Origin of the sequence: Xylanimonas oleitrophica, from assembly GCF_003244315.1 — a bacterium.
GTDB classification, from domain to species: Bacteria; Actinomycetota; Actinomycetes; order Actinomycetales; family Cellulomonadaceae; genus Xylanimonas_A; species Xylanimonas_A oleitrophica.
The window spans coordinates 533,886-554,156 of the sequence record NZ_QKWH01000001.1 but is presented as its reverse complement, the minus strand read 5'-3'; the positions used below and the strand labels follow the sequence as shown (position 1 = coordinate 554,156).

General features: G+C 72.6%; 19 protein-coding genes. 7 read left to right on the top strand and 12 right to left on the bottom strand.

Going from position 1 to position 20,271, the window contains the following annotated elements; translation table 11 throughout:
* Positions 1-41: 41 nt before the first annotated feature.
* From DNL40_RS02790 to DNL40_RS02770, 5 genes are all read right to left on the bottom strand, one after another.
* A complete protein-coding gene (locus DNL40_RS02790) occupies positions 42-659 on the bottom strand; it encodes a VIT1/CCC1 transporter family protein (RefSeq protein WP_111249679.1) in 618 nt (205 codons plus the stop codon).
* Positions 660-823: 164 nt separating this feature from the next.
* On the bottom strand, positions 824-1,678 hold the full coding sequence (gene cofE / locus DNL40_RS02785; protein WP_425450751.1) for a coenzyme F420-0:L-glutamate ligase: 855 nt from the start codon (positions 1,676-1,678) through the stop codon (positions 824-826).
* Between the two features lie 2 nt (positions 1,679-1,680).
* On the bottom strand, positions 1,681-2,691 hold the full coding sequence (locus DNL40_RS02780) for a TIGR03557 family F420-dependent LLM class oxidoreductase (RefSeq protein ID WP_111249678.1): 1,011 nt from the start codon (positions 2,689-2,691) through the stop codon (positions 1,681-1,683).
* A 2-nt stretch (positions 2,692-2,693) separates the two neighbouring features.
* The gene (locus tag DNL40_RS16880; protein WP_111249677.1) at positions 2,694-4,226 is read right to left on the bottom strand and encodes a SpoIIE family protein phosphatase; all 1,533 of its coding nucleotides are present in this window, start codon (positions 4,224-4,226) and stop codon (positions 2,694-2,696) included.
* Between the two features lie 38 nt (positions 4,227-4,264).
* A complete protein-coding gene (locus DNL40_RS02770) occupies positions 4,265-5,005 on the bottom strand; it encodes an alpha/beta fold hydrolase (RefSeq protein WP_179950921.1) in 741 nt (246 codons plus the stop codon).
* 195 nt (positions 5,006-5,200) lie between these two features.
* Here DNL40_RS02770 and DNL40_RS02765 point away from each other — a divergent pair, with 195 nt between their 5' ends.
* From DNL40_RS02765 to DNL40_RS02755, 3 genes are all read left to right on the top strand, one after another.
* Positions 5,201-6,325: a lipoate--protein ligase family protein gene (locus DNL40_RS02765; protein ID WP_111249675.1), complete on the top strand. Its 1,125-nt coding sequence runs from the start codon at positions 5,201-5,203 to the stop codon at positions 6,323-6,325.
* Positions 6,326-6,426: 101 nt separating this feature from the next.
* On the top strand, positions 6,427-6,924 hold the full coding sequence (locus DNL40_RS02760; protein ID WP_111249674.1) for a DUF2975 domain-containing protein: 498 nt from the start codon (positions 6,427-6,429) through the stop codon (positions 6,922-6,924).
* A complete protein-coding gene (locus tag DNL40_RS02755; RefSeq protein ID WP_111249673.1) occupies positions 6,924-7,196 on the top strand; it encodes a helix-turn-helix domain-containing protein in 273 nt (90 codons plus the stop codon). The genes DNL40_RS02760 and DNL40_RS02755 overlap by 1 nt, the downstream gene beginning before the upstream one ends.
* Here DNL40_RS02755 and DNL40_RS02750 read toward each other — a convergent pair.
* A complete protein-coding gene (locus tag DNL40_RS02750; RefSeq protein WP_218925976.1) occupies positions 7,178-8,071 on the bottom strand; it encodes a bifunctional helix-turn-helix transcriptional regulator/GNAT family N-acetyltransferase in 894 nt (297 codons plus the stop codon). The two genes, DNL40_RS02755 and DNL40_RS02750, sit on opposite strands and share 19 nt — an antisense overlap.
* Before the next feature lie 30 nt (positions 8,072-8,101).
* Here DNL40_RS02750 and DNL40_RS02745 point away from each other — a divergent pair, with 30 nt between their 5' ends.
* Both DNL40_RS02745 and valS read left to right on the top strand, forming a co-directional pair.
* A complete protein-coding gene (locus tag DNL40_RS02745; protein WP_111249671.1) occupies positions 8,102-8,890 on the top strand; it encodes an NADPH-dependent F420 reductase in 789 nt (262 codons plus the stop codon).
* 96 nt (positions 8,891-8,986) lie between these two features.
* A complete protein-coding gene (valS, locus tag DNL40_RS02740; RefSeq protein ID WP_111249670.1) occupies positions 8,987-11,734 on the top strand; it encodes a valine--tRNA ligase in 2,748 nt (915 codons plus the stop codon).
* A 102-nt stretch (positions 11,735-11,836) separates the two neighbouring features.
* Here the strand turns inward: valS and DNL40_RS02735 are convergent, their stop codons facing one another.
* Positions 11,837-13,075, bottom strand: a complete 1,239-nt coding sequence (locus tag DNL40_RS02735; protein ID WP_111249669.1) for a baeRF2 domain-containing protein — start codon at positions 13,073-13,075, stop codon at positions 11,837-11,839.
* Positions 13,076-13,229: 154 nt separating this feature from the next.
* Positions 13,230-13,574: a chorismate mutase gene (locus DNL40_RS02730; protein WP_111249668.1), complete on the bottom strand. Its 345-nt coding sequence runs from the start codon at positions 13,572-13,574 to the stop codon at positions 13,230-13,232.
* A gap of 125 nt (positions 13,575-13,699) precedes the next feature.
* On the opposite strand from DNL40_RS02730, the gene DNL40_RS02725 reads away from it, so the two are divergent.
* Complete coding sequence (locus DNL40_RS02725) at positions 13,700-15,538, top strand: AMP-dependent synthetase/ligase (RefSeq protein WP_111249667.1); 1,839 nt, start codon at positions 13,700-13,702, stop codon at positions 15,536-15,538.
* Positions 15,539-15,643: 105 nt separating this feature from the next.
* On the opposite strand, the gene clpX is transcribed toward DNL40_RS02725, so the two are convergent.
* The 4 genes from clpX to DNL40_RS02705 form a co-directional block, all read right to left on the bottom strand.
* Positions 15,644-16,921: an ATP-dependent Clp protease ATP-binding subunit ClpX gene (gene clpX / locus DNL40_RS02720; protein WP_111249666.1), complete on the bottom strand. Its 1,278-nt coding sequence runs from the start codon at positions 16,919-16,921 to the stop codon at positions 15,644-15,646.
* A 147-nt stretch (positions 16,922-17,068) separates the two neighbouring features.
* A complete protein-coding gene (locus tag DNL40_RS02715; RefSeq protein ID WP_111249665.1) occupies positions 17,069-17,791 on the bottom strand; it encodes an ATP-dependent Clp protease proteolytic subunit in 723 nt (240 codons plus the stop codon).
* Between the two features lie 38 nt (positions 17,792-17,829).
* Positions 17,830-18,450, bottom strand: a complete 621-nt coding sequence (locus DNL40_RS02710) for an ATP-dependent Clp protease proteolytic subunit (RefSeq protein ID WP_111249899.1) — start codon at positions 18,448-18,450, stop codon at positions 17,830-17,832.
* 131 nt (positions 18,451-18,581) lie between these two features.
* Positions 18,582-19,163: a TetR/AcrR family transcriptional regulator gene (locus DNL40_RS02705; RefSeq protein WP_111249664.1), complete on the bottom strand. Its 582-nt coding sequence runs from the start codon at positions 19,161-19,163 to the stop codon at positions 18,582-18,584.
* Between the two features lie 32 nt (positions 19,164-19,195).
* On the opposite strand from DNL40_RS02705, the gene DNL40_RS02700 reads away from it, so the two are divergent.
* A complete protein-coding gene (locus DNL40_RS02700; RefSeq protein WP_111249663.1) occupies positions 19,196-20,218 on the top strand; it encodes a DMT family transporter in 1,023 nt (340 codons plus the stop codon).
* Positions 20,219-20,271: the final 53 nt, after the last annotated feature.

The following is a 20,271-nucleotide window of genomic DNA, read 5'->3' as shown; positions in this document are numbered from 1 at the left end:
ACTGCATCCGCTCGTGCTCACGCGCCAGCAGCGGGCGCGGCTCACACCACCCCGGTGACCCCCAGCAGGGACCCGATCCCGTACGTCACCGCGAGCGCGAGCGCCCCGCCGATCACCACGCGGAGGGTGGAGCGCCCGGGCGCCGACCCGCCGATCCACGCGGCCACCCACCCGGCGACGGCGAGCGCCGCCAGCACCACGGCCACGGTGACGGGCACCTTCCACGGCACGGCGACGGCGAGCACCGCGAGCAGCGGCAGCACCCCGCCGGTGAGGAAGGCGACGGCGGAGGCGAACGCGGCGTGCCAGGGGCTGACGACGTCGGCGTCGGCGAGCTCGAGCTCGCCGCGGGCGATGTGGGCCTTCTCGGAGTCGCGCTGGCTGGAGACGGAGACGTACTCCCCGAGCGCCATGGAGATGGCTCCGCCGACGAGGGCTGCGATGCCGGCGGTGAGCAGGGCGGAGCGGGAGGTGGTGGCTCCGGCGACGCCGACGACGACGGCCGCCACGGAGACGATGCCGTCGTTGGCGCCGAGCACGCCGGCGCGCAGCCAGTTGAGGCGTTGGGCGAGGCTCCCGCGGGCTTCGAGCCCCGCGGCGCTCGAAGCCTCGGGGCGCACGCGCGAACCGGGCAGGTGGAGAAGGTCGGCGACGCTCATGGGACCAGCAGAACCCCTGCTGGGGGGTTCGCGCCAGCAAGCGCAGGCTTGCCGAACGGCGCTCAGGCCGACCTCAGATACGGCTCTGACCTGGGTGGACAGCGTGGAACCCGCCCGCAGACCTCACCCGCTCCCCCGACGAGGTGGCGCGCCGTGATCGCCGCTCAGTCGTGCGCGGCCAGCCCGTCGGCGTAGCCGCGCGCGTACGCCTCGGCGGAGCCTTCCCGGAAGAGGTCGTCCTGGCTGGGCCGCACCAGCGACCGTGCGCCGACGGGGGCGACGGCGGGGCCGCCGCCGGGTGCACCGCCGTCGGACGCCTCGCCCCACGCGGCGGGGACGAACCGCCCGAGCCCGCGGACGACGGCGACGGGCCTCCCACCGGCCTTGCCGCGCACCAGCTCCGACGCCGAGGCGATCTCGTCGACGACGGCGGTCACGGTCACCGACAGCGGCCGCCCGTGGGAGTCGACGCCCCCACGCAGGTCGTCGGCCACCTGGACGCCCGCGGCACCGATGGCGATGTCCACGAGCCCGTCGCGCCAGGCACGCCCGGCGGTGTCCGTGACGACGACGCCGAGCCGGTCGATGCCGAACCGCGACCGCAGGGCGTCGCGGAGCGCACGCGCGGAGGCGTCCGGGTCCTCGGGCAGCAGCAGCACCGTGCCCTCGGGCGTGTTGGAGGCGTCCACGCCGGCGGCGGCCATGACCAGGCCGAGCCGGTTCTCCACGACGCGCAGCGGCGGCAGCCCGGGACGTTCGCGCGTGGCCACCACCCGGACGGTCTCGTCGGTGATGGCCTGCTCGCGGTCGTCCGCGGCCACCACGCGCCCCTCGGCCTTGGACACGATCTTGGACGTGACGACCACGACGTCGCCCTCGGCCAGCGCGTCGGGATCGCCGGCGGGGCGGTCGAGCAGGTCACCGACGAGCTCGGCGAGGTCGTCGCCGGGACGCACCTCGCCGAGCCCGGCGGGGGCCCACACGGCCAGCCGCTCGCCGGCCGGCTCACCCACGGGCACGGTCACCGGGAGAGCTTCGGCAGCACCTCGCGGCCGAAGACCTCGATCCACTCGCGCTGGTTGCGCCCGACGTTGTGCAGGTAGATGCGGTCGAACCCGAGGTCCACGTACCTCTGGATGGCCTCGCGGTGCTTGTCCGGGTCGGAGGAGATGACCATGCGGCCCTCGAAGTCCTCCGGGCGCACCAGCTTGGCCATCTGCGCGAAGTCGTGCGGGGAGCGGATGTCGGCCTTGGGGAACTTCATGCCACCGTTGGGCCACTCGGTCATGGCGTTGGCGAGGGCCTCCTCGTCGGTCTCGGCCCACGACATGTGCACCTGGAGCACCTTGGGCATGCCCTCGGGGTCGCGGCCGGACTCGCGCACGCCGTCGTCGAACTTGCCGAACAGCATCTCGATCTTCTCCAGCGGCGCGCCCACGGTGATGAGGCCGTCGGCGTGCTTGCCGGCCCGCTTGGCGGTGACAGGGCCCGCGGTGGCCACGAGGATCTCCGGGGCCACCTCGGGCATGGTCCACAGCCGCGTCGACTCGAGCTTGTAGAACTGGCCCGAGTGCTTGACGTCCTTGCCCTCGATGCCGGACTGGAAGAGCTTCTTGATGATGTCGATGGCCTCGAACATCCGGTTGATGCGCTCGGGAGCCTCGGGCCAGTAGCCCGCCACGACGTGCTCGTTGAGCGCCTCACCCGACCCGAGACCCAGCCAGTGGCGGCCGGGGTACATGGCGGCCAGCGTCGCGGACGCCTGCGCCACCATCGCGGGGTGCCAGCGGAACGTGGGGGCCGTGACGCCGGGGCCGATGTCGCCGCGGGTGCGCTCGCCCAGCGCGGTCAGCACGTTCCACACGAACGCCGCCTGGCCCTGCTGCGGCACCCACGGCTGGAAGTGGTCGGCAGCCATGACGCCGGAGAAGCCGTGCTCCTCCGCGTAGGCCGAGAGCTCGACCACCTCGGTGGGGTGGAACTGCTCGAGCATCGCGGCATAGCCGACGGTCAGACGAGAGGAAGCAGCCATGCTCAGGAGCCTAGTCCCGCCACGGCCCCCACGTCCGCCGGCACCTCGACGGCCGGCACGGCTCCGGTGCCGCGCCACGCGACGTGGAGCACGCAGGCGTCGTCGCGCTGGTTCGCCTCCAGGTCGAAGAACTGCCCCAGCACGTCCCCCTCGTCGACAGGGTCGCGGCGGGCCGCCACCCGCGCGAGCTGGTCGAGGCCGTCACGCAGCCGGCGGTCGCGCCGCTCCACCACGCCGTCGGTGTAGAAGAGCACCACGTCCCCCGGCGCGAGCCGCACCTCGCCCTCGGCCCGCAGCCCCCCGCCTGCGGGCACTCCCAGCGGCGAGGACCGGCCGCCCCACAGGTACTCGACCGTCCCGTCCACGCGGACCAGGAGGGGTGGCAGATGGCCCGCGCAGGCGTACCGCAGCGTCCCGACGACGGTGTCCAGCTCCGCGTAGACGAGGGTGGAGGCGTAGCCCACCTTCCGCCGGGCCACGAACTGGTCGACGAGACCGAGCGTTCCGGCCGGCCCCAGGCCCGGGGCCGCGAGCGCCCGGGTCGCGGTGCGCAGCTGCCCCATCGCGGTCGCGGCGTGCAGCCCGTGGCCGACGACGTCCCCCACGGCCACGGCCAGGGTGGTGTCGTCGACGGGGAACGCGTCGTACCAGTCGCCGCCCACCTCGAGCCCGCTGACGGCGGGGCGGTACTCGGCCAGCACCTCCACCTGCCCGTCGCTGGGCAGGTCCTGCGTGAGCATCGCACGTTGCAGCTCGTGAGCGACGGAGACGCTCTGCTCGTGCAGCAGCGCCCGCTCCAGGGCCACGCCGCCCTGCTGGGCGATCGTGCGCAGGGCCTCGTGGTCGAGCGGGGGGTCTCCTGGGCGGCCGTGCAGCGTGACCTCCAGGTGCGCGTACGTCTCGCCGGTGCCTGCCACCGGGACGACGACGGCACCGCCCGCCGTACCGCCCTGGATCGCGTCGTCCCCGGTCGCGAGCGCCTCCCCGCCGTGCCCCGCCCTACCTTGCCCCGGCCCGCCGTGCCCCGCCCCGACGGCGTGCAGCGCCGCTGCGGCGATCGCGGGGTGACGCGCCACGCTGTCGGTCAGGGCCTGCTCGACCTGCGGCACGGTCGCCGCCCGGGACAGCACCGTCAGCGCGTCGTGCACCCAGTGCAGGCGCTCGGCCGCCTCCTCCGCCGCCGTGCGGGCGGCCACGAGCTCCCTGTCGAACCGCACCCGCTCGCGGGCGGCGAAGAGGGCGACGTCGACGACGGCCTGCCGCTCGTCACGGCGTGCCACCAGGGACAGCAGCACCGGGAGCGGCCCGGCGGGCGTGCGCAGCTCGACCGCCACCTCGTCGACCCGTCCCTGGAGGGTGAGGAACGGTGCCAGGTGGGTCTCCCAGTAGATGCGCCCGCCCACGGTGAGCAGATCGCTCAGACGTCGGCCGCGGACGTCGGGCCGCTCCCCCGGGCCGTCACCGCCCGCCCAGGCGAGGAAGGTGTCGTTCGCGTCGAGGATGCGGCCGTCGCCGTCCAGGCGCAGGAGCGCCACGGGACTGTTGTCCCACGATCGGGCACGGCCGGCGGGTGTCATACGGTGAGGTACTCCCGCATGGCACCGACGAGCTCGTCGGGGGCGCTCAGGTTGGGGCAGTGGCCGACGGCGTCGATGAGGGCGAACTCCGAGCCCGCCAGGTTCTCGTGCACGTACCGGCCCACCTCGACGGGCGCGATGACGTCCTCCCGGCACTGGACCACCAGGCTCGGTGTGCGCACGGCGGCGAGGTCGGCGCGGTTGTCGGAGAGGAACGTGGCGCGGGCGAACCGGTGGGCCACCTTGGGGTCGGTGCGGCAGAACAGCTCGGTCAGCTCGCTGCCGAGCTCGGGCCGGTCCGGGTTGCCCATGATGGCCGGCGCCATGACGGCCGACCACCCCAGGTAGTTCGTCTCCATCGTGGCCAGCAGCTCGTCGATCTCCTCGGCGGAGAACCCGCCGCGGTAGCCGTCGTCGTCGATGTAGCGGGGGCTGGGGCCCACGAGCACCAGCCGCTCGAACAGGTCGGGGCGGCGGGCAGCGGCGAGGATGCCGATGGTCGCGCTCACCGAGTGCCCGGCGAAGACGACCGGGCCGAGGGCGAGCTCGTCCAGCAGGTCCACCACGTCGTCGGCGTACCCGTCGAGGGTCGCGTGACGCTCCGCGTCATAGGCGTCGGGGTGCGCACCGCCGGCGCCGGCGTGGTCGAAGAGCACGACGTGGTGGTCCGCCTCGAAGGCGGGGGCCACCAGGCGCCACATCGACTGGTCGCACCCGAACCCGTGCGCGAAGACCATGGGGGTGCCGTCCGGCAGGCCGGACAGCTTGACGTTGTGGCGCTCTCGTAGGGTCACGCGGTCACAGTACGGCAGGGCGACCGTGGGCGGCCCGGCGAGACGCCCCCGGCGGCCCTGCCCGGGGCGTGCCGCTGGACACACCCCCGCGGGCTGTGCCGGGGCGCCCCCGTGGTGCACAGTGCTCCGGTGAGACGTGTGCATGGTGAGCGCAAGGTGCCCGGTGGCAAGCTGGTCGTCGTCGAGGCGGTGGTGGACGACGGCGGGGCGGCCCCCGAGAGCGGCACGCCGCGCCTGCGCGACGTCGTCGTCTCGGGTGACTTCTTCCTGGAGCCTGACCCGCAGCGTGACGGGAGCCCTCAGCACGGGCAGGACCCGTGGGGCGAGGACGACGCGCTCGCCCGGCTGACGGCGGCGCTGGAGGGCGCCGCCGTCGACGCCCCCTTCGACGCGCTCGTCCAGGCGGTCGAACGAGCCGCCGCGGGAACCGCGCTCATCGGCTTCTCGCCCCGCGACCTGGTGCTCGCCACGATGCGGGCCCTGGGCCGCGCCTCCACGTGGGAGGACCACACGTTCGAGCTGCTCGACGCCGGCTACCAGGGCCCGCGCATGCAGATGGCGCTCGACGAGGTGCTGGCCCGGCAGGTGGCCGAGGGCCGCCGCCGCCCCACCCTGCGGTTCTGGGACTGGGCGGCGGGGTCCGTGATCATCGGCTCGTTCCAGTCGCTGCGCAACGAGGTGGACGTCGAGGCGGCCGACCGGTTCGGCCTGGAGGTGGTTCGGCGCATCACGGGCGGCGGAGCGATGTTCGTGGAGCCGGGCAACGCGATCACGTACTCCCTCTACGTGCCGGACACACTCGTGGCGGGGATGTCGTTCGCCGACTCCTACGCGTTCCTCGACCAGTGGGTGCTGCGGGCGCTGCGCACCGTGGGCGTGGACGCCACCTACCAGCCGCTCAACGACATCGCCTCGCCGCAGGGCAAGATCGGCGGGGCGGCCCAGAAGCGCCTGGCCGCCGGCGGGGTGCTGCACCACGTCACGATGAGCTACGACATCGACGCCCAGAAGATGCTGGACGTGCTGCGTATCGGGCGGGAGAAGCTCTCGGACAAGGGCATCAAGAGCGCGGTCAAGCGGGTGGACCCGCTGCGGTCCCAGACCGGGCTGCCGCGGGAGGATGTGATCGCGGCGATGGTCGCGGAGTTCACGGCTTCGTACGGGCTGCGCCCGGTGAAGCTGGACGACGAGACCCGAGCCGAGGCGCAGGAGCTGGCCGACGGCAAGTACGCGGATCCCGCCTGGCTCGCCCGCGTGCCGTGACAGGGCAGCCTGGTCCGGCTCGACGCGAGGGCTTCCTGTCATGACCGTCTCGCGATAGGTTTCTATCGTTATTCGATAGGTGTCGATCCGGGGAGCCGGCGATGGGTGCGGTAGCGGTCAACTTCCTCAAGGTGCTGCTCGTGGTGGCGATGGGCGGTGTGCTGCTGGTCCAGCTCGTCGTGCTGCCTGAGCAGGCCGCCTGGATGGCCTCGCAGGCGCCCGAGCTCGCTCACCTGCGCTACCCGGTCCTCACGATCGCCGCGCTCGGGCTCGTCCCCGCCCAGGTGGTCGTCGTGTGCCTCTGGCGGCTGCTGACGATGGTCCGAGACGACACCGTGTTCTCCCCGGCGGCGTTCCGGTGGGTCGACGTCGTCATCGCCAGCGGCATCGTGGCCGCCGTGGTCGCGGCGGGGCTGAACGTGGGCCTGGTCGCCGCCGGTGCCGGCCAGCCGGGCGTCATGCTCATGCTCGGTTTCGCGACGGCGGTGGGCGCAGGCGTCGCCCTGCTGGTGTACGTGCTACGCCTGCTGCTCCAGCGGGCCGTGGCGCTCGACGCCGAGACCACCGCGCTGCACGCCGAGCTCGACGGGGTCGTCTGATGCCGATCGTTGTCGACATCGACGTCATGCTCGCCCGCCGCAAGATGTCGGTGGGCGAGCTCGCCGAGCGCGTGGGGATCACGCCGGCGAACCTGGCGGTGCTCAAGAACGGGCGGGCCAAGGCCGTCCGGTTCACCACGCTGGAGGCGCTGTGCGTCGCGCTCGACTGCCAGCCGGGCGACCTCCTGCGCTGGGACCCCGCGCCAGAGGCAGCGCACGCGCAACCCTCCGCTGGTTCTGACACAGCGAGGAGTCAGAGCACCTTCTCGTAGAAGTGCGTCGCGTTCGGGTTGTCGTTGTACCGGTCGATGCGGCGGTAGCCGGCCCGCTCGTACATCGCGATCGCCTCGACGAGCTCCTCGTTCGTGTCGAGCCGCACGACGCCGAGCCCGCGCTCGGCGGCCAGGCCTTCCAGGTGGCGCAGCAGGCGTGATCCCAGGCCGGCACCGCGCCAGCCACCGTGCACCCACATGCGCTTGATCTCGGCCACACCGTCGGCGATCCGGTGCACTCCCCCGCACGCCACGGCCTCGCCGTCGGACACCGCGACGACGAACGCGCCGTGCGGCGCCGCGAGCTTGCGGGCGTCGGCAGCCACGGCCGCGCCGACGTCGACGACGTTGTCCTCGCGGAACCGACGGGCGAGCTCGGCGAAGTAGGCGCCGACGGCGGCACGTGCCGCCGGGTCGCGCGGGTCGACGACCCCGAGCTCGACGGTCGCCGCACGCACCAGGAGGTCCGCCTCTGCGAGCGCCGCGGCGAGCCGCTCCCGCTGGCGGGAGGTGAGGGGGTCGAGGAGCGTCCGTGCGGTGCGCTCGGAGCGGCGGTCGAGCTCCTCCCATGCGGCCCGCCCGGGGTCCGTGAGGTCCACGAGCCTCCGGCGGCGGTCCGCCGGATCGGGCACGACGGCGACGAGTCCCTCGCGCTCGAGCCGGCGCAGGAGCCGGGAGAGGTATCCGGAGTCCAGGCCGAGCCGGGCACGCAGGGCACGCGTGGTGCCGGGCTGGGTACCGATCTCGAAGAGCAGCCGGGCGGTGCCCAGCGGCATGCCGGTGCCCAGGAACGAGTCGTCGAGCACGCCGATGCGCTGGGTGTAGGAGCGGTTGAACCGTCGCAGCACACCGACGTCATAGGAATCCGTGGTCACAATCTCTGACATTAGTCAGAGATCTGCTCCATGACCAGTAATTCCGCACGAGTCGCTCGGCACCCACCGTGGCGCACGAGCCCGTCGGGGCGCACAGTTGGAGGCATGGCGATCACCGGCATCATCGGCAGCGGTCACGTCGGCAGCACCATCGCACGCCTGGCGCTCGGCGCCGGGGACGAGGTGGTGCTGGCCAACAGCCGCGGCCCGGAGACGTTGCAGGGCCTGGTCGAGGATCTCGGGCCTGGCGCGAGCGCGGCGACGGCGGCCGAGGCTGCCGCACGGGCGGACCTCGTCGTCGTCTCGGTGCCGCTCACCGCGTTCGGCTCGCTGCCCGCCGCCGAGCTGGCGGGCAAGCCCGTGCTCGACACCTGCAACTACTACCCGGACCGCGACGGGCGCATCCCCGAGCTGGACTCCGAGGAGACGACGACGTCGGAGCTCCTCGCCCGGGCGCTTCCCGGGGCGCACGTGATCAAGGCGTTCAACAACATCAACTTCCACCACATGTGGACCCTGGCCCGGCCGACGGGGAGCACCGAGCGGTCCGTGCTGCCCGTCGCGGGCGACGACCCGACGCCGGAGGCGGCACGGGCCAAGCAGCTCGTGATCGCGTTCCTCGACCGGGTGGGCTGGGGCGCCTACGACGTCGGGCCGCTCGCCGAGGGCTGGCGGTTCCAGCGGGACACACCTGCCTACGTGCGGCCCTACGACCCGGACGAGCTGGCCTACTGGCCGCCGCGCAGCGACGGCCGGCAGGTCACGGCCGAGCAGATGGCGGAGCTGATCGCGGGGGCGAAGCGCTACCGCGACATGTGACCCGTGCCAGAGGTAGCGCACACCATGGCGTGCGCGGCCTCTGACACCAGCGCGAAGGTGCGATCCGCCGTCGCGGATCTGGGACAATGAGCGACCATGAGCGACTTCCCGACCCCCTCCCCCGCCACGACCCCGCAGCCCGCCACCGACGCGGTATCCGGCGACGTCGTCCGCGCGGTGGTCCGGGAGGTACCGGACAAGGTCTCGCTCGAGGGCCTGGAGCCCAAGCTGGACGAGCGCTGGACCTCCGAGGGCACCTTCGCGTTCGACCGCAGCAAGACGCGCGAGCAGGTCTTCTCCATCGACACGCCGCCGCCCACCGTCTCGGGCTCGCTCCACGTGGGCCACGTCTTCAGCTACACCCACACCGACGTCGTCGCGCGCTTCCAGCGCATGCGCGGCCGTGAGGTCTTCTACCCGATGGGCTGGGACGACAACGGCCTGCCCACCGAGCGCCGCGTGCAGAACTACTACGGCGTGCGCGTGGACCTCTCGCTGCCCTACGACCCCGACTTCACGCCGCCGCACGAGGGCACCGAGGGCAAGGCCGTGAAGCCGGCCGACCAGGTGCCCGTCAGCCGCCGCAACTTCATCGAGCTGTGCGAGCGGCTCACCGCCCAGGACGAGAAGCAGTTCGAGGCCCTGTGGCGCCGCCTCGGCCTGTCGGTGGACTGGTCGCAGACGTACCAGACGATCGACGAGACCTCGCGCGCCACCGCGCAGAAGGCGTTCCTGAAGAACCTGGAGCGCGGGGAGGCCTACCAGGCCGAGGCCCCCGGCCTGTGGGACGTCACGTTCCAGACGGCCGTGGCCCAGGCCGAGCTCGAGGCCCGCGAGTACCCCGGCTCGTTCCACCGCGTCGCGTTCCACCGGCCCGACGGCGAGAAGGTCTACATCGAGACCACCCGCCCCGAGCTCATCCCCGCCGTGGTCGCCCTGATCGCGCACCCCGACGACGAGCGCTACCAGCCGCTGTTCGGCACCACCGTCACCTCCCCGCTGTTCGGCGTGGAGGTGCCCGTGCTGGCCCACCCGGCCGCCGCGATGGACAAGGGCGCCGGCATCGCCATGTGCTGCACCTTCGGCGACCTCACCGACGTGCAGTGGTGGCGCGAGCTGCAGCTCCCGACCCGCTCGGTCATCCAGCGCGACGGGCGCCTGTCCCGTGAGACGCCCGAGTGGATCGCCGGCGGCCCCGGCGCGACGCTGTACGCCGAGGCGCTGGCGGGCAAGACGACGTTCAGCGCCCGCACCGCCGTCGTCGACGCCCTGCGCGAGTCGGGTGACCTGGACGGCGAGCCCAAGCCGACCCAGCGCATGACGAACTTCTACGAGAAGGGCGACAAGCCCCTCGAGATCGTCACCAGCCGCCAGTGGTACATCCGCAACGGCGGCCGCGACACCGAGCTGCGCGAGCAGCTCCTGCAGCGCGGCAAGGAGCTCGAGTTCCACCCCGACTTCATGCGCGTGCGCTACGAGAACTGGGTGGGCGGCCTCAACGGCGACTGGCTCATCAGCCGCCAGCGCTTCTTCGGCGTCGCCATCCCCCTGTGGTACCCGGTGCTGGAGTCGGGCGAGGTCGACCACGACCACCCGATCGTGCCGTCCGTGGACCAGCTCCCCGTCGACCCGACGTCGCAGGCGCCCGCCGGCTACACCGAGGACCAGCGCGGCGTGCCGGGCGGGTTCGTCGGCGACGCCGACGTCATGGACACCTGGGCGACCTCGTCGCTCTCCCCGCTGATCGTCAGCGGCTGGGACCGCGACCAGGACCTGTTCGAGCGTGTCTACCCGATGGACCTGCGCCCCCAGGGCCAGGACATCATCCGCACCTGGCTCTTCTCCTCGGTGGTGCGCTCGCACCTCGAGCTGGACACCCTCCCCTGGGCCAACGCCGCCATCAGCGGCTGGATCCTCGACCCGGACCGCAAGAAGATGTCCAAGTCCAAGGGCAACGTGGTCACTCCCATGGGCCTGCTGGAGACGCACGGCTCGGACGCGGTGCGGTACTGGGCGGCCTCGGCGCGCCTGGGCACCGACGCGGCGTTCGAGGAGGGCCAGATGAAGATCGGTCGCCGCCTGGCGATCAAGGTCCTCAACGCCTCCAAGTTCGCCCTGTCGTTCGGCGTGGACCCCGAGTCGGGCACCGGCGAGATCGTGCTCGACCCGTCGCTCGTGACCGTCGAGCTCGACCGGGCCATGCTCGCCGGGCTCGCGTCCGTGGTGGACGCCGCCACCGACGCGTTCGAGTCCTACGACCACACGCGGGCCCTGGAGACCACGGAGACGTTCTTCTGGACGTTCTGCGACGACTACCTCGAGCTGGTCAAGGACCGCGCCTACGGCGCGGGCCTGTCCGCCGACGAGGTCTCGGCGGAGACGGCCTCCGCCCGCACCGCCCTGGCCCTGGCGCTCGACACGATGCTGCGCCTGCTGGCGCCGTTCCTGCCGTTCGCGACCGAGGAGGTCTGGTCGTGGTGGCGCAACGGCTCGGTGCACCGCGCGCCGTGGCCGACGTCGGAGGGCCTGCGCGCCGCCGCGGGTGACGCCGACCCTGCTCAGCTCTCCGCTGCCGGCAACGCCCTGGCCGCGCTGCGCAAGATCAAGTCCGAGGCGAAGGTCTCGATGCGCACGCCGATCCTCTCGGCGACGCTCGCCGTGCCGTCCGCTGCGCTCACCGGGGTCGAGTCGGCCCTGGTCGACGTGCGTGGTGCCGGCCGGGTCGAGGGTCCGCTCGAGCTCGTGGCCGCGGCCGAGGGCCAGGGCGACGCCGATGTCCAGGGCGGCATCGTCGTCGTGAGCAGCGAGCTGGGCGAGCCGCCGGCGAAGGCCCCCAAGGCCTGACCCCGAGACCTGCCAGAGACCGACGAGGCGCCCCGTCCCTGCGGACGGGGCGCCTCGTCGTCCCGGAGCCGTGCCTGCACGGCTGCGGCCGTCAGCCGCGCGTCACTGCAGGCGCTCGTCGTCCCCGCTCATGGTGGCCGCAACCTCGCGCGGCGTGCCCTCGTCGTCCCACCTCAGCGTCGCACCGACGCCGTCGATCAGCTCGACGGAGCCCTCGGGCGCGAACGTCAGCCCGGCGTCCTGCCCGAACGCGGCACGGATCAGGGCCACCGCGGCGGGCAGCTCCTCGATCCCGTCCGTCACGCCCGCGTCCACCAGCGTGTCCTTCGACGTCGCGATCGAGAGCGGGTCAGGGCCGATCCACAGGCAGCGCCCGTTGAGCGGCCCGCCCGCGCCCTCGTCCTCGACACGCAGCTGGGCGTCGTAGGCGACGTCCTCGCTGAGCACCAGCTCCTCGACCTGACCACGGGCGAGCACGGCCACGACGTCGTCCAGGCTCGTGACGGCGCCCTGCTCGCGGCCCAGCCCCTGACGGAGCGCGGAGAGCGCCTTCTCGCGGCGCCGCTCGCGGTAGGAGTCGAGCGCGTCCTCCACGTTCTCGACGAAGGTGTCCTCACGCACCCCCGCGTTGCGCCCACCGCCCGGCACCTCGACGGTGATCTCCGCGACCGGTCGGTTCAGCTCGTCCTTGACGAGGTTGACGGTCCGGACGTCACCGGTGATCAGCACGATCTCCGGCCGCTCGTCGGCCACGACCTTCTCGATCTCCCGGGCCACCGCCTCGGCGTTGCGCTCCCACGAGTCGAGCGCTCGCGCCTCGATCGTGGCGCTGCCGCCCCGGTCCGCGTTGTTGCCGTGGGAGTTGCTGCGCCGGTCGCTCTGCGTGATCTCGTCGTGCGGCGACTCGAAGGTGCGCGCCTCGTCCCACGCCCGCTGACCCACCAGGCGCAGGTCGGCGCCGGTGCGGTCGACCTCCACCTTGAGGGCGTCGACCTCCTCGTCCGCGGCGAGAGCCGCCTGGAGCAGCGCCGGCGTCGTGCTCCAGACGCCGGCCGGCACCGCCGGGGGCGTCCGCAGCGCCTTGTCCACCAGCACGCCGCTCTCGTCGGCGATGATCACCCGCCCGTGCGCGCCCGGCTTGCGCGTGCGACGCAGGGCGGCGTCCTCGACGGCGGCGAGAACCCCGTCGGGTGCGCCCTGGTCGGCGAGCGCCCGGCGCACGCCGTTCCACCGGGTCACCACGTCCTTGTCGGCGGCGTCGGCCGACCGGGTCGAGTCCAGGTAGACGGTGGCGAAGGGGCCCGGGTGGCCGATGAGCGGCTTGATCCAGTCGATCTTCATAGCTGTAGTCACACCTCGCTGTTCTCGGCGGTCCCTCCAGCCTGCGACGGGCCGGAGGGCCACGCCACCGCGCGCGGCGCTCGTCGACCGTCCTGGGCCCACGACGGCGGGACGTGTCCCTGCGGGACGAGAGGTGCGGGGCTGCCTACCCGCTTCAAGAGAACGTGTCGAGCGGCGGCAGGTCGCCCTCGCGGCGGCCCGCCTCGTACTCCGCGGCGATCAGCTCGTGGTGGCGGATCACCTCGGCCACGATGAACGCACGGAAGGCCTCCGCGAACGCCGGGTCCAGCCCCGACTCCGTGGCGATCCCCGTCAGCCGTGCGATCTGCTGGTCCTCCCGCGAGGGGTCGGCGGGCGGCAGCCCGCCCTGCGCCTTCAGCTCCCCCACGCGCCGTGTGAGCTTGAACCGTTCGGCCAGCAGGTGCACCAGCGCCGCGTCGATGTTGTCGATGCTGCGCCGCAGCCCGAGGATCTCGGCCGGCATCTCGGGGTTCGCCATGCCCCGATCCTACGTTCGCGCCCCTGGGCGGCCCGACGCCGTCCGGCCCTCTCGCGCGGCCGTGTAAGGTCACCCCCGGTCCGGGCGCCCCTGCCCGGGCGCAGACGGCAGGAGACGAGCCCCGCATGAACACCGCCACGACGCCCGCTCTGGTGGATGTGCCCGAGAGCACCAGCATCAGCACGCTGCTGGCCGACCGCGTCGCACGCGCCGGTGAGGCACCGCTCCTGGAGCGCCGGGAGACGCCCGACGGCCCGTGGCTGCCGGTGACGGCTGCCGAGTTCGACGCGGACGTGCTCTCCGTCGCACGCGGCCTGCTCGCCCGCGGCATCGCGGCCGGGGACCGCGTGGCGATCATGTCCCGCACGCGCTACGAGTGGACCTTGCTCGACTATGCCGTGTGGGCTGCGGGCGCCGTGCCCGTCCCCGTCTACGAGACGTCGTCCCCCGAGCAGGTGCACTGGATCCTGTCGGACGCCGAGGTGCGCCTCGCCGTGGTGGAGACGCCGGCGCACGCCGACGCCGTGGCCTCGGTCCGTGACCGGCTGCCGGCCCTCGAGGACGTCGCCGTCATCGACACCGGCGCTCTCGACGCGCTGCGGGAGGCCGGTGCTGCGGTCCCTGCCGAGAAGGTGGCCGAGCGCCGCGCCCAGGTGCGTCGCGACGACCTGGCCACGATCATCTACACCTCTGGTTCCACCGGCCGCCCCAAGGGGACCGAGCTGACCCACGGGAACTTCGCGCACCTGGCGCTCAACGCCCGCGAGGTGCTGCCCGAGCTCCTGGAGCGCGACGGCGCCCGCACGCTGCTGTTCCTGCCGCTCGCCCACGTGTTCGCCCGCCTGATCCAGGTCGCCGTCATCACGTCGAGCGCGGTGCTGGGCCACACCCCGGACGTCAAGAACCTCGTGCCGGACCTGGGTTCGTTCAAGCCGACCTTCCTGCTCGCCGTGCCGCGCGTGTTCGAGAAGGTCTACAACTCGGCCGAGCAGAAGGCCGCCACCTCCGCGCTCAAGCGCCGCATCTTCCACTGGGCGGCCCGTACCGCCATCTCCACCTCCCGCGCCCAGGACGCCGGCACGGTGCCCGTGGGCCTGCGCGTGCAGCACTCCCTGGCCGACCGGCTCGTGCTGGGCAAGCTGCGCGAGGCCATGGGCGGGCGGGTGGAGCACGCCGTCTCCGGCGGCGCGCCGCTGGGCGAGCGCCTGGGCCACTTCTTCCGCGGCGTCGGCGTCACCGTGCTCGAGGGCTACGGCCTCACCGAGACCACGGCGCCCACCGCCGTGAACCTGCCCCGCTCCGTGGCGATCGGCACCGTCGGCCCCGCGTTCCCGGGCACGAGCATCCGCATCGACGACGACGGCGAGATCCTCCTGGCCGGGCCCCACCTGTTCCGCGCCTACCACAACCAGCCCGAGCTGACGGCCGAGGCGATCCAGGACGGCTGGTTCCGCACCGGCGACATCGGCTCGCTCGACGCCCAGGGCCGGCTGCGCATCACGGGCCGCAAGAAGGAGATCATCGTGACCGCCGGCGGCAAGAACGTCGCACCGGCCGTGCTCGAGGACCGCCTGCGCTCGCACCCGATCGTGTCCCAGGTGGTGGTGGTCGGCGACCAGAAGCCGTTCATCGCCGCCCTGGTCACGCTGGACGCCGAGATGCTTCCCGGCTGGCTCTCGACCCGTGGCCTGCCGGCCATGCCCCTCCAGGAGGCGCGCACGCACCCCGACGTGCTGGCGCACCTGGAGCGGGCCGTCTCTCGTGCGAACGAGGCCGTGTCCCGCGCCGAGTCGATCCGCAAGATCCACGTGCTGGAGGACGACTTCACCGAGGCGAACGGCTACCTGACACCGTCGCTGAAGGTCAAGCGCGCCCTGGTGCTCCAAGACTTCGCCGACGTGATCGAGGCGATCTACACGAGCGGCCCCAGGCCGAGCGTCCAGAGCGTCGACGTCACGGGCTGACGACCCGCCCAGCACAGCCTGCACAGCACGCTGCCGCCGCCCCTGGCTCAGGGACGGCGGCAGCGTCACGCTCGGGCTCGTCCCTCCGAGAGGACGAGCAGCGGGTCAGGCGCTCTTCTCGCGCGGCGTGCGCCCCCGGACGGGGTTCGCGCGCGGCACCAGTGTCGGGTTCACGTTCTCGAGCACCACGGCGCGGGTGATGACCACACGCTCGACGTCGTCTCGGCTCGGCACGTCGAACATGACCTGCTGCAGCACCTCTTCCATGATGGCGCGCAGACCACGGGCGCCCGTGCCGCGCAGGAGTGCCTGCTCGGCGATGGCCTCGACCGCGTCGTCCTCGAACTCCAGCTCGACGCCATCGATCTCGAACATCCGCTGGTACTGCTTCACCAGGGCGTTGCGCGGCTCGGTGAGGATCCGCACGAGCGCCTCGCGGTCGAGAGGCGAGACGGACGCGATCACGGGCAGACGGCCGATGAACTCGGGGATGAGACCGTACTTCTGCAGGTCCTCGGGCCGGACCTCGGCGAAGAGGTCCTCCTCCGCACCGGTCTCCATGGGGGCCCCGAAGCCGATGCCGCGCTTGCGGGCCCGCGCGGCCACGATGTCGTCGAGGCCGGCGAAGGCACCGGCCACGATGAACAGCACGTTGGTGGTGTCGATCTGGATGAACTCCTGGTGCGGGTGCTTGCGCCCGCCCTGCGGGGGTACCGACGCGGTGGTGCCCTCCACGATCTTCAGGAGCGCCTGCTGCACGCCCTCGCCCGAGACGTCACGGGTGATCGACGGGTTGTCGGCCTTGCGGGCCACCTTGTCGACCTCGTCGATGTAGATGATGCCCGTCTCGGCCTTCTTGACGTCGAAGTCAGCGGCCTGGATGAGCTTGAGGAGGATGTTCTCGACGTCCTCGCCCACGTACCCGGCCTCGGTCAGGGCCGTGGCGTCCGCGATCGCGAAGGGGACGTTGAGCATCTTGGCGAGCGTCTGCGCCAGGTACGTCTTGCCGGTGCCCGTGGGGCCGATCAGCAGGATGTTCGACTTGGCGATCTCGACGCCGTCCTCGCCGTCGGTGCGCCCGGCCTCCGCGGCCTGGATGCGCTTGTAGTGGTTGTACACCGCCACGGCCAGCGCCCGCTTCGCGGAGTCCTGCCCGATGATGTACTGCTCGAGGAACTCGAAGATCTCCCGCGGCTTGGGCAGCTCGGTGAGCCCGAGCTCGGCCGCCTCGTTGAGCTCCTCCTCGATGATCTCGTTGCACAGGTCGATGCACTCGTCGCAGATGTACACGCCTGGGCCTGCGATGAGCTTCTTGACCTGCTTCTGCGACTTGCCGCAGAACGAGCACTTGAGCAGGTCAGCCCCGTCACCGATCCGTGCCACCAGGCGTCTCCTTCTCTACAGCGGGAGTCATGCAACTGCGACCATTCCACACCACCGCGGCGACGTTGTCAGCCGGTTTGCCCGGTGCGTCGCATCTCCGACGGCGTGACCAGGAGATTTCCCCCGGTCACGCCGTCGGGACGTGCCTCAGCGGGCCGTGACCGCCTGCGGCTTGCGCGACTCCAGCACCAGGTCGACGAGTCCGTAGTCCTTGGCCTGCGCCGCCGTGAGGATCTTGTCGCGCTCGATGTCCTCGCGGACCTGCTCGACCGTGCGGCCCGAGTGGTGCGCGAGGGTCTCCTCGAGCCACTCGCGCATGCGGATCAGCTCGTTGGCGTGGATCTCGATGTCCGACGCCTGCGCGTAGCCGCCGCCCTCCATGGCCGGCTGGTGGATCAGCACGCGCGCGTTCGGCAGCGCGTACCGCTTGCCCTGCTGGCCGGCGGCCAGCAGCACGGCCGCGGCGGAGGCCGCCTGGCCGAGGCAGACCGTCTGGATCTGCGGCTTGATGTACTGCATCGTGTCGTACAGCGCCGTCATCGCGGTGAACGAGCCGCCGGGGCTGTTGATGTACATCATGATGTCGCGGTCCGGGTCCTGGGACTCCAGGACCAGCAGCTGCGCCATGACGTCGTCGGCCGAGGCGTCGTCCACCTGCACGCCGAGGAAGATGATGCGGTCCTCGAACAGCTTGGTGTACGGGTCCTGGCGCTTGAAGCCGTAGGCGGTGCGCTCCTCGAACTGCGGCAGCACGTACCGGCTGGACGGGGCGCCGTGGGGCAGCCCGATCCCGCCGGGACGGGCGAAGTCGCCGGCGAGGCGGCCGGCCGTGGCAGCGAACTGCACGGGGTTGATCGACTCCGAGCTCATGTGGCTCACCTGTTTCTCCTTCGCTCTGCGTTCGCCGGTCAGCTCGCGGTGTTCATGCCGCCGCCGCCCGCGAGCGAGGCGTTCTCGACCACGTGGTCGATGAAGCCGTACTCGAGCGCCTCGGAGGCCGTGAACCAGCTGTCACGGTCGTTGTCCTTGAGGATCTGCTCCAGCGGCTTGCCGGTCTGCTCCGCGGTCAGCTCCGCCAGCACCTGCTTCATGTGCATGATGAGCTGCGCGTTGATGCGCACGTCGGTGGCCGTGCCGCCGATGCCGCCCGAGGGCTGGTGCATCATGACGCGGGCGTGGGGCGTCGCGTAGCGCTTGCCCTTGGCGCCCGAGGAGAGCAGGAACTGCCCCATCGAGGCGGCCATGCCCATCGCCACCGTGGCGACGTCGGGCTCGATGAACTGCATCGTGTCGTAGATCGCCATGCCGGCCGTGATCGAGCCGCCGGGGCTGTTGATGTACAGCCAGATGTCCTTGGTCGGGTCCTCGGCGGCCAGGAGCATCATCTGCGCGCAGATGGCGTTGGCGTTCTCGTCGCGCACCTCCGAGCCGAGCCAGATGATGCGCTCCTTGAGGAGCCGGTTGTAGATGGAGTCGTTCAGTCCGAAGCTGGGTCCGTCAGCGCGAGCCACGGGACCGTTGCTGTCCATCCGCAGCGGGTCGTTCACGTCGGTCTCCTTAGCGATCGGTGTCGCTCGACCCTAACGTGACCGGCTGCCGCCGACGTCCCAGGCACGGGGCTGTTTCGCTCACGGCGCATGTGCCCGCACCGCCTGCAGCGTCAGGCGGAGCCGGCCGCACCGAGGAGCGTCTGGGCGGCAGCGCGGGCCGTCGCGTACGGGGCCGGAGCGGTGCCCATGCCGTCCTCGGCGAGCGCGCCGTCGTACAGCAGCATGAGCGCTCCCGCGAGGGTGTCGGGCCGGGCCAGCCCAGCCTCGGCGCACAGGTCGCGGACCCGCTCGCGGACCCACGCCTTCTGGCGGGCCACCTCGAGCGCGACGGGGTGCTGCGGGTCGGCCACCTCGGCCCGCGCGTTGATGGCCGCGCAGCCGCGGCCCATACCCCGCCCGGACCATGCCTGCGCGGCGTCGAAGAGCGCCAGCACGCGCTCGGGCCCTGGCTGCGGCCGGGCGGCCAGGGTCTCCTCCAGGAGCGTGCGCCAGGCCTCGTCGCGGGCGCGCAGGTAGGCCACTGCGAGGGCGTCCTTGGACCCGAACCTGTCGTAGATGGTCTTCTTGGTGACCCCGGCCTCGGCCGCGATGGTGTCGACTCCCACCGCGTGGAGGCCGTGCTCGTAGAACAGGCGCGACGCCGCGTCGAGCACCTTGCGCGCGGCGGGGGTGAGAGCTGTCCGGTCGGCCATGCGAGAACTATACCGACCTGTATATTCACAGCATGGGTATACAGGTCGGTATACACGGGCGGGTGCGACTCGCTGCCGCCGCGGTCGGCTTCGTCGCGTGCTGGAGCTCGGGGTTCCTCGCCGCGAAGGTCGGCACCGCTCAGGCCCCCGCGGTCACGCTGACCCTCTGGCGCTTCCTCGTCGCCGCCGCCGTCCTGGCCCTCCTGCTGGCGGCGCGCCACGCCGTCGCGACCTGCGGGGGCAACCGCCCCCGCACACCCGGCGACGCCCGCGCCGCACCCGGCCTCGGCAACCCTCCGCGGGGACGCCAGCTCGCGCACCAGGCGGGCATCGGCGTGCTCTCCCAGGTGGGGTATGTGCTCCCCGTGTACGGCGCGATCGCCCTCGGCGTCAGCACGGGGGCCGCCTCCCTGGTCGACGCCGTCCAGCCGGTGGTCGTGGCGACCCTGGCCGGGCCGCTGCTCGGGGTGCGCGTGCACGCGGCGCAGTGGGCGGGGCTCGTCGCGGCGTCCGGCGGCGTCGCCCTCCTGGTGGGCGCCGACCTGCGCGCCTCCGACGCCCCCGCAGCCGCCTACGGACTGCCGGCCGTCGCCGTAGCCAGCCTGGTGGCTGCCACCTTCTGGCAGCGACGGCTGGCCGTGACCAGCCCCGCGCTGCCCGCGCTCACCGTGCACACCGCGGCGTCCGTCGTCGTCCTCGTGCTCGTCGCCGTCGCGACGGGCACGGCCACCCCACCCCGGGACCCCACGTTCTGGGCCAACGCCACCTTCACGGCCCTCGTGCCGATGCTCGGGGCCTACACCTTGTACTGGCACCTGCTGCGCTCGGTCGATGTCACCGTGCTCAACGCGCTGCTCTTCCTCGTCGTGCCGACGACGACGCTGGCCGGGGCCGCGTTCTTCGACGAGCCCTTCACGGTCGGGACGCTCACCGGGCTGGTGCTCGCCGGCGCCGGGGTCGCCGCCGTCATCGGCGGTGAGCGCCGCCGCGGCGCCCCCGAGGGGGTCTCCGACCGGGCGGGCGAGCACGCGCCCGGCAGCGCCGCACGGGGCTGAGCCCGCGGCACCACCCCAGGACGGCCGTCCGGGAGGGCCGTCCGGGAACGGCC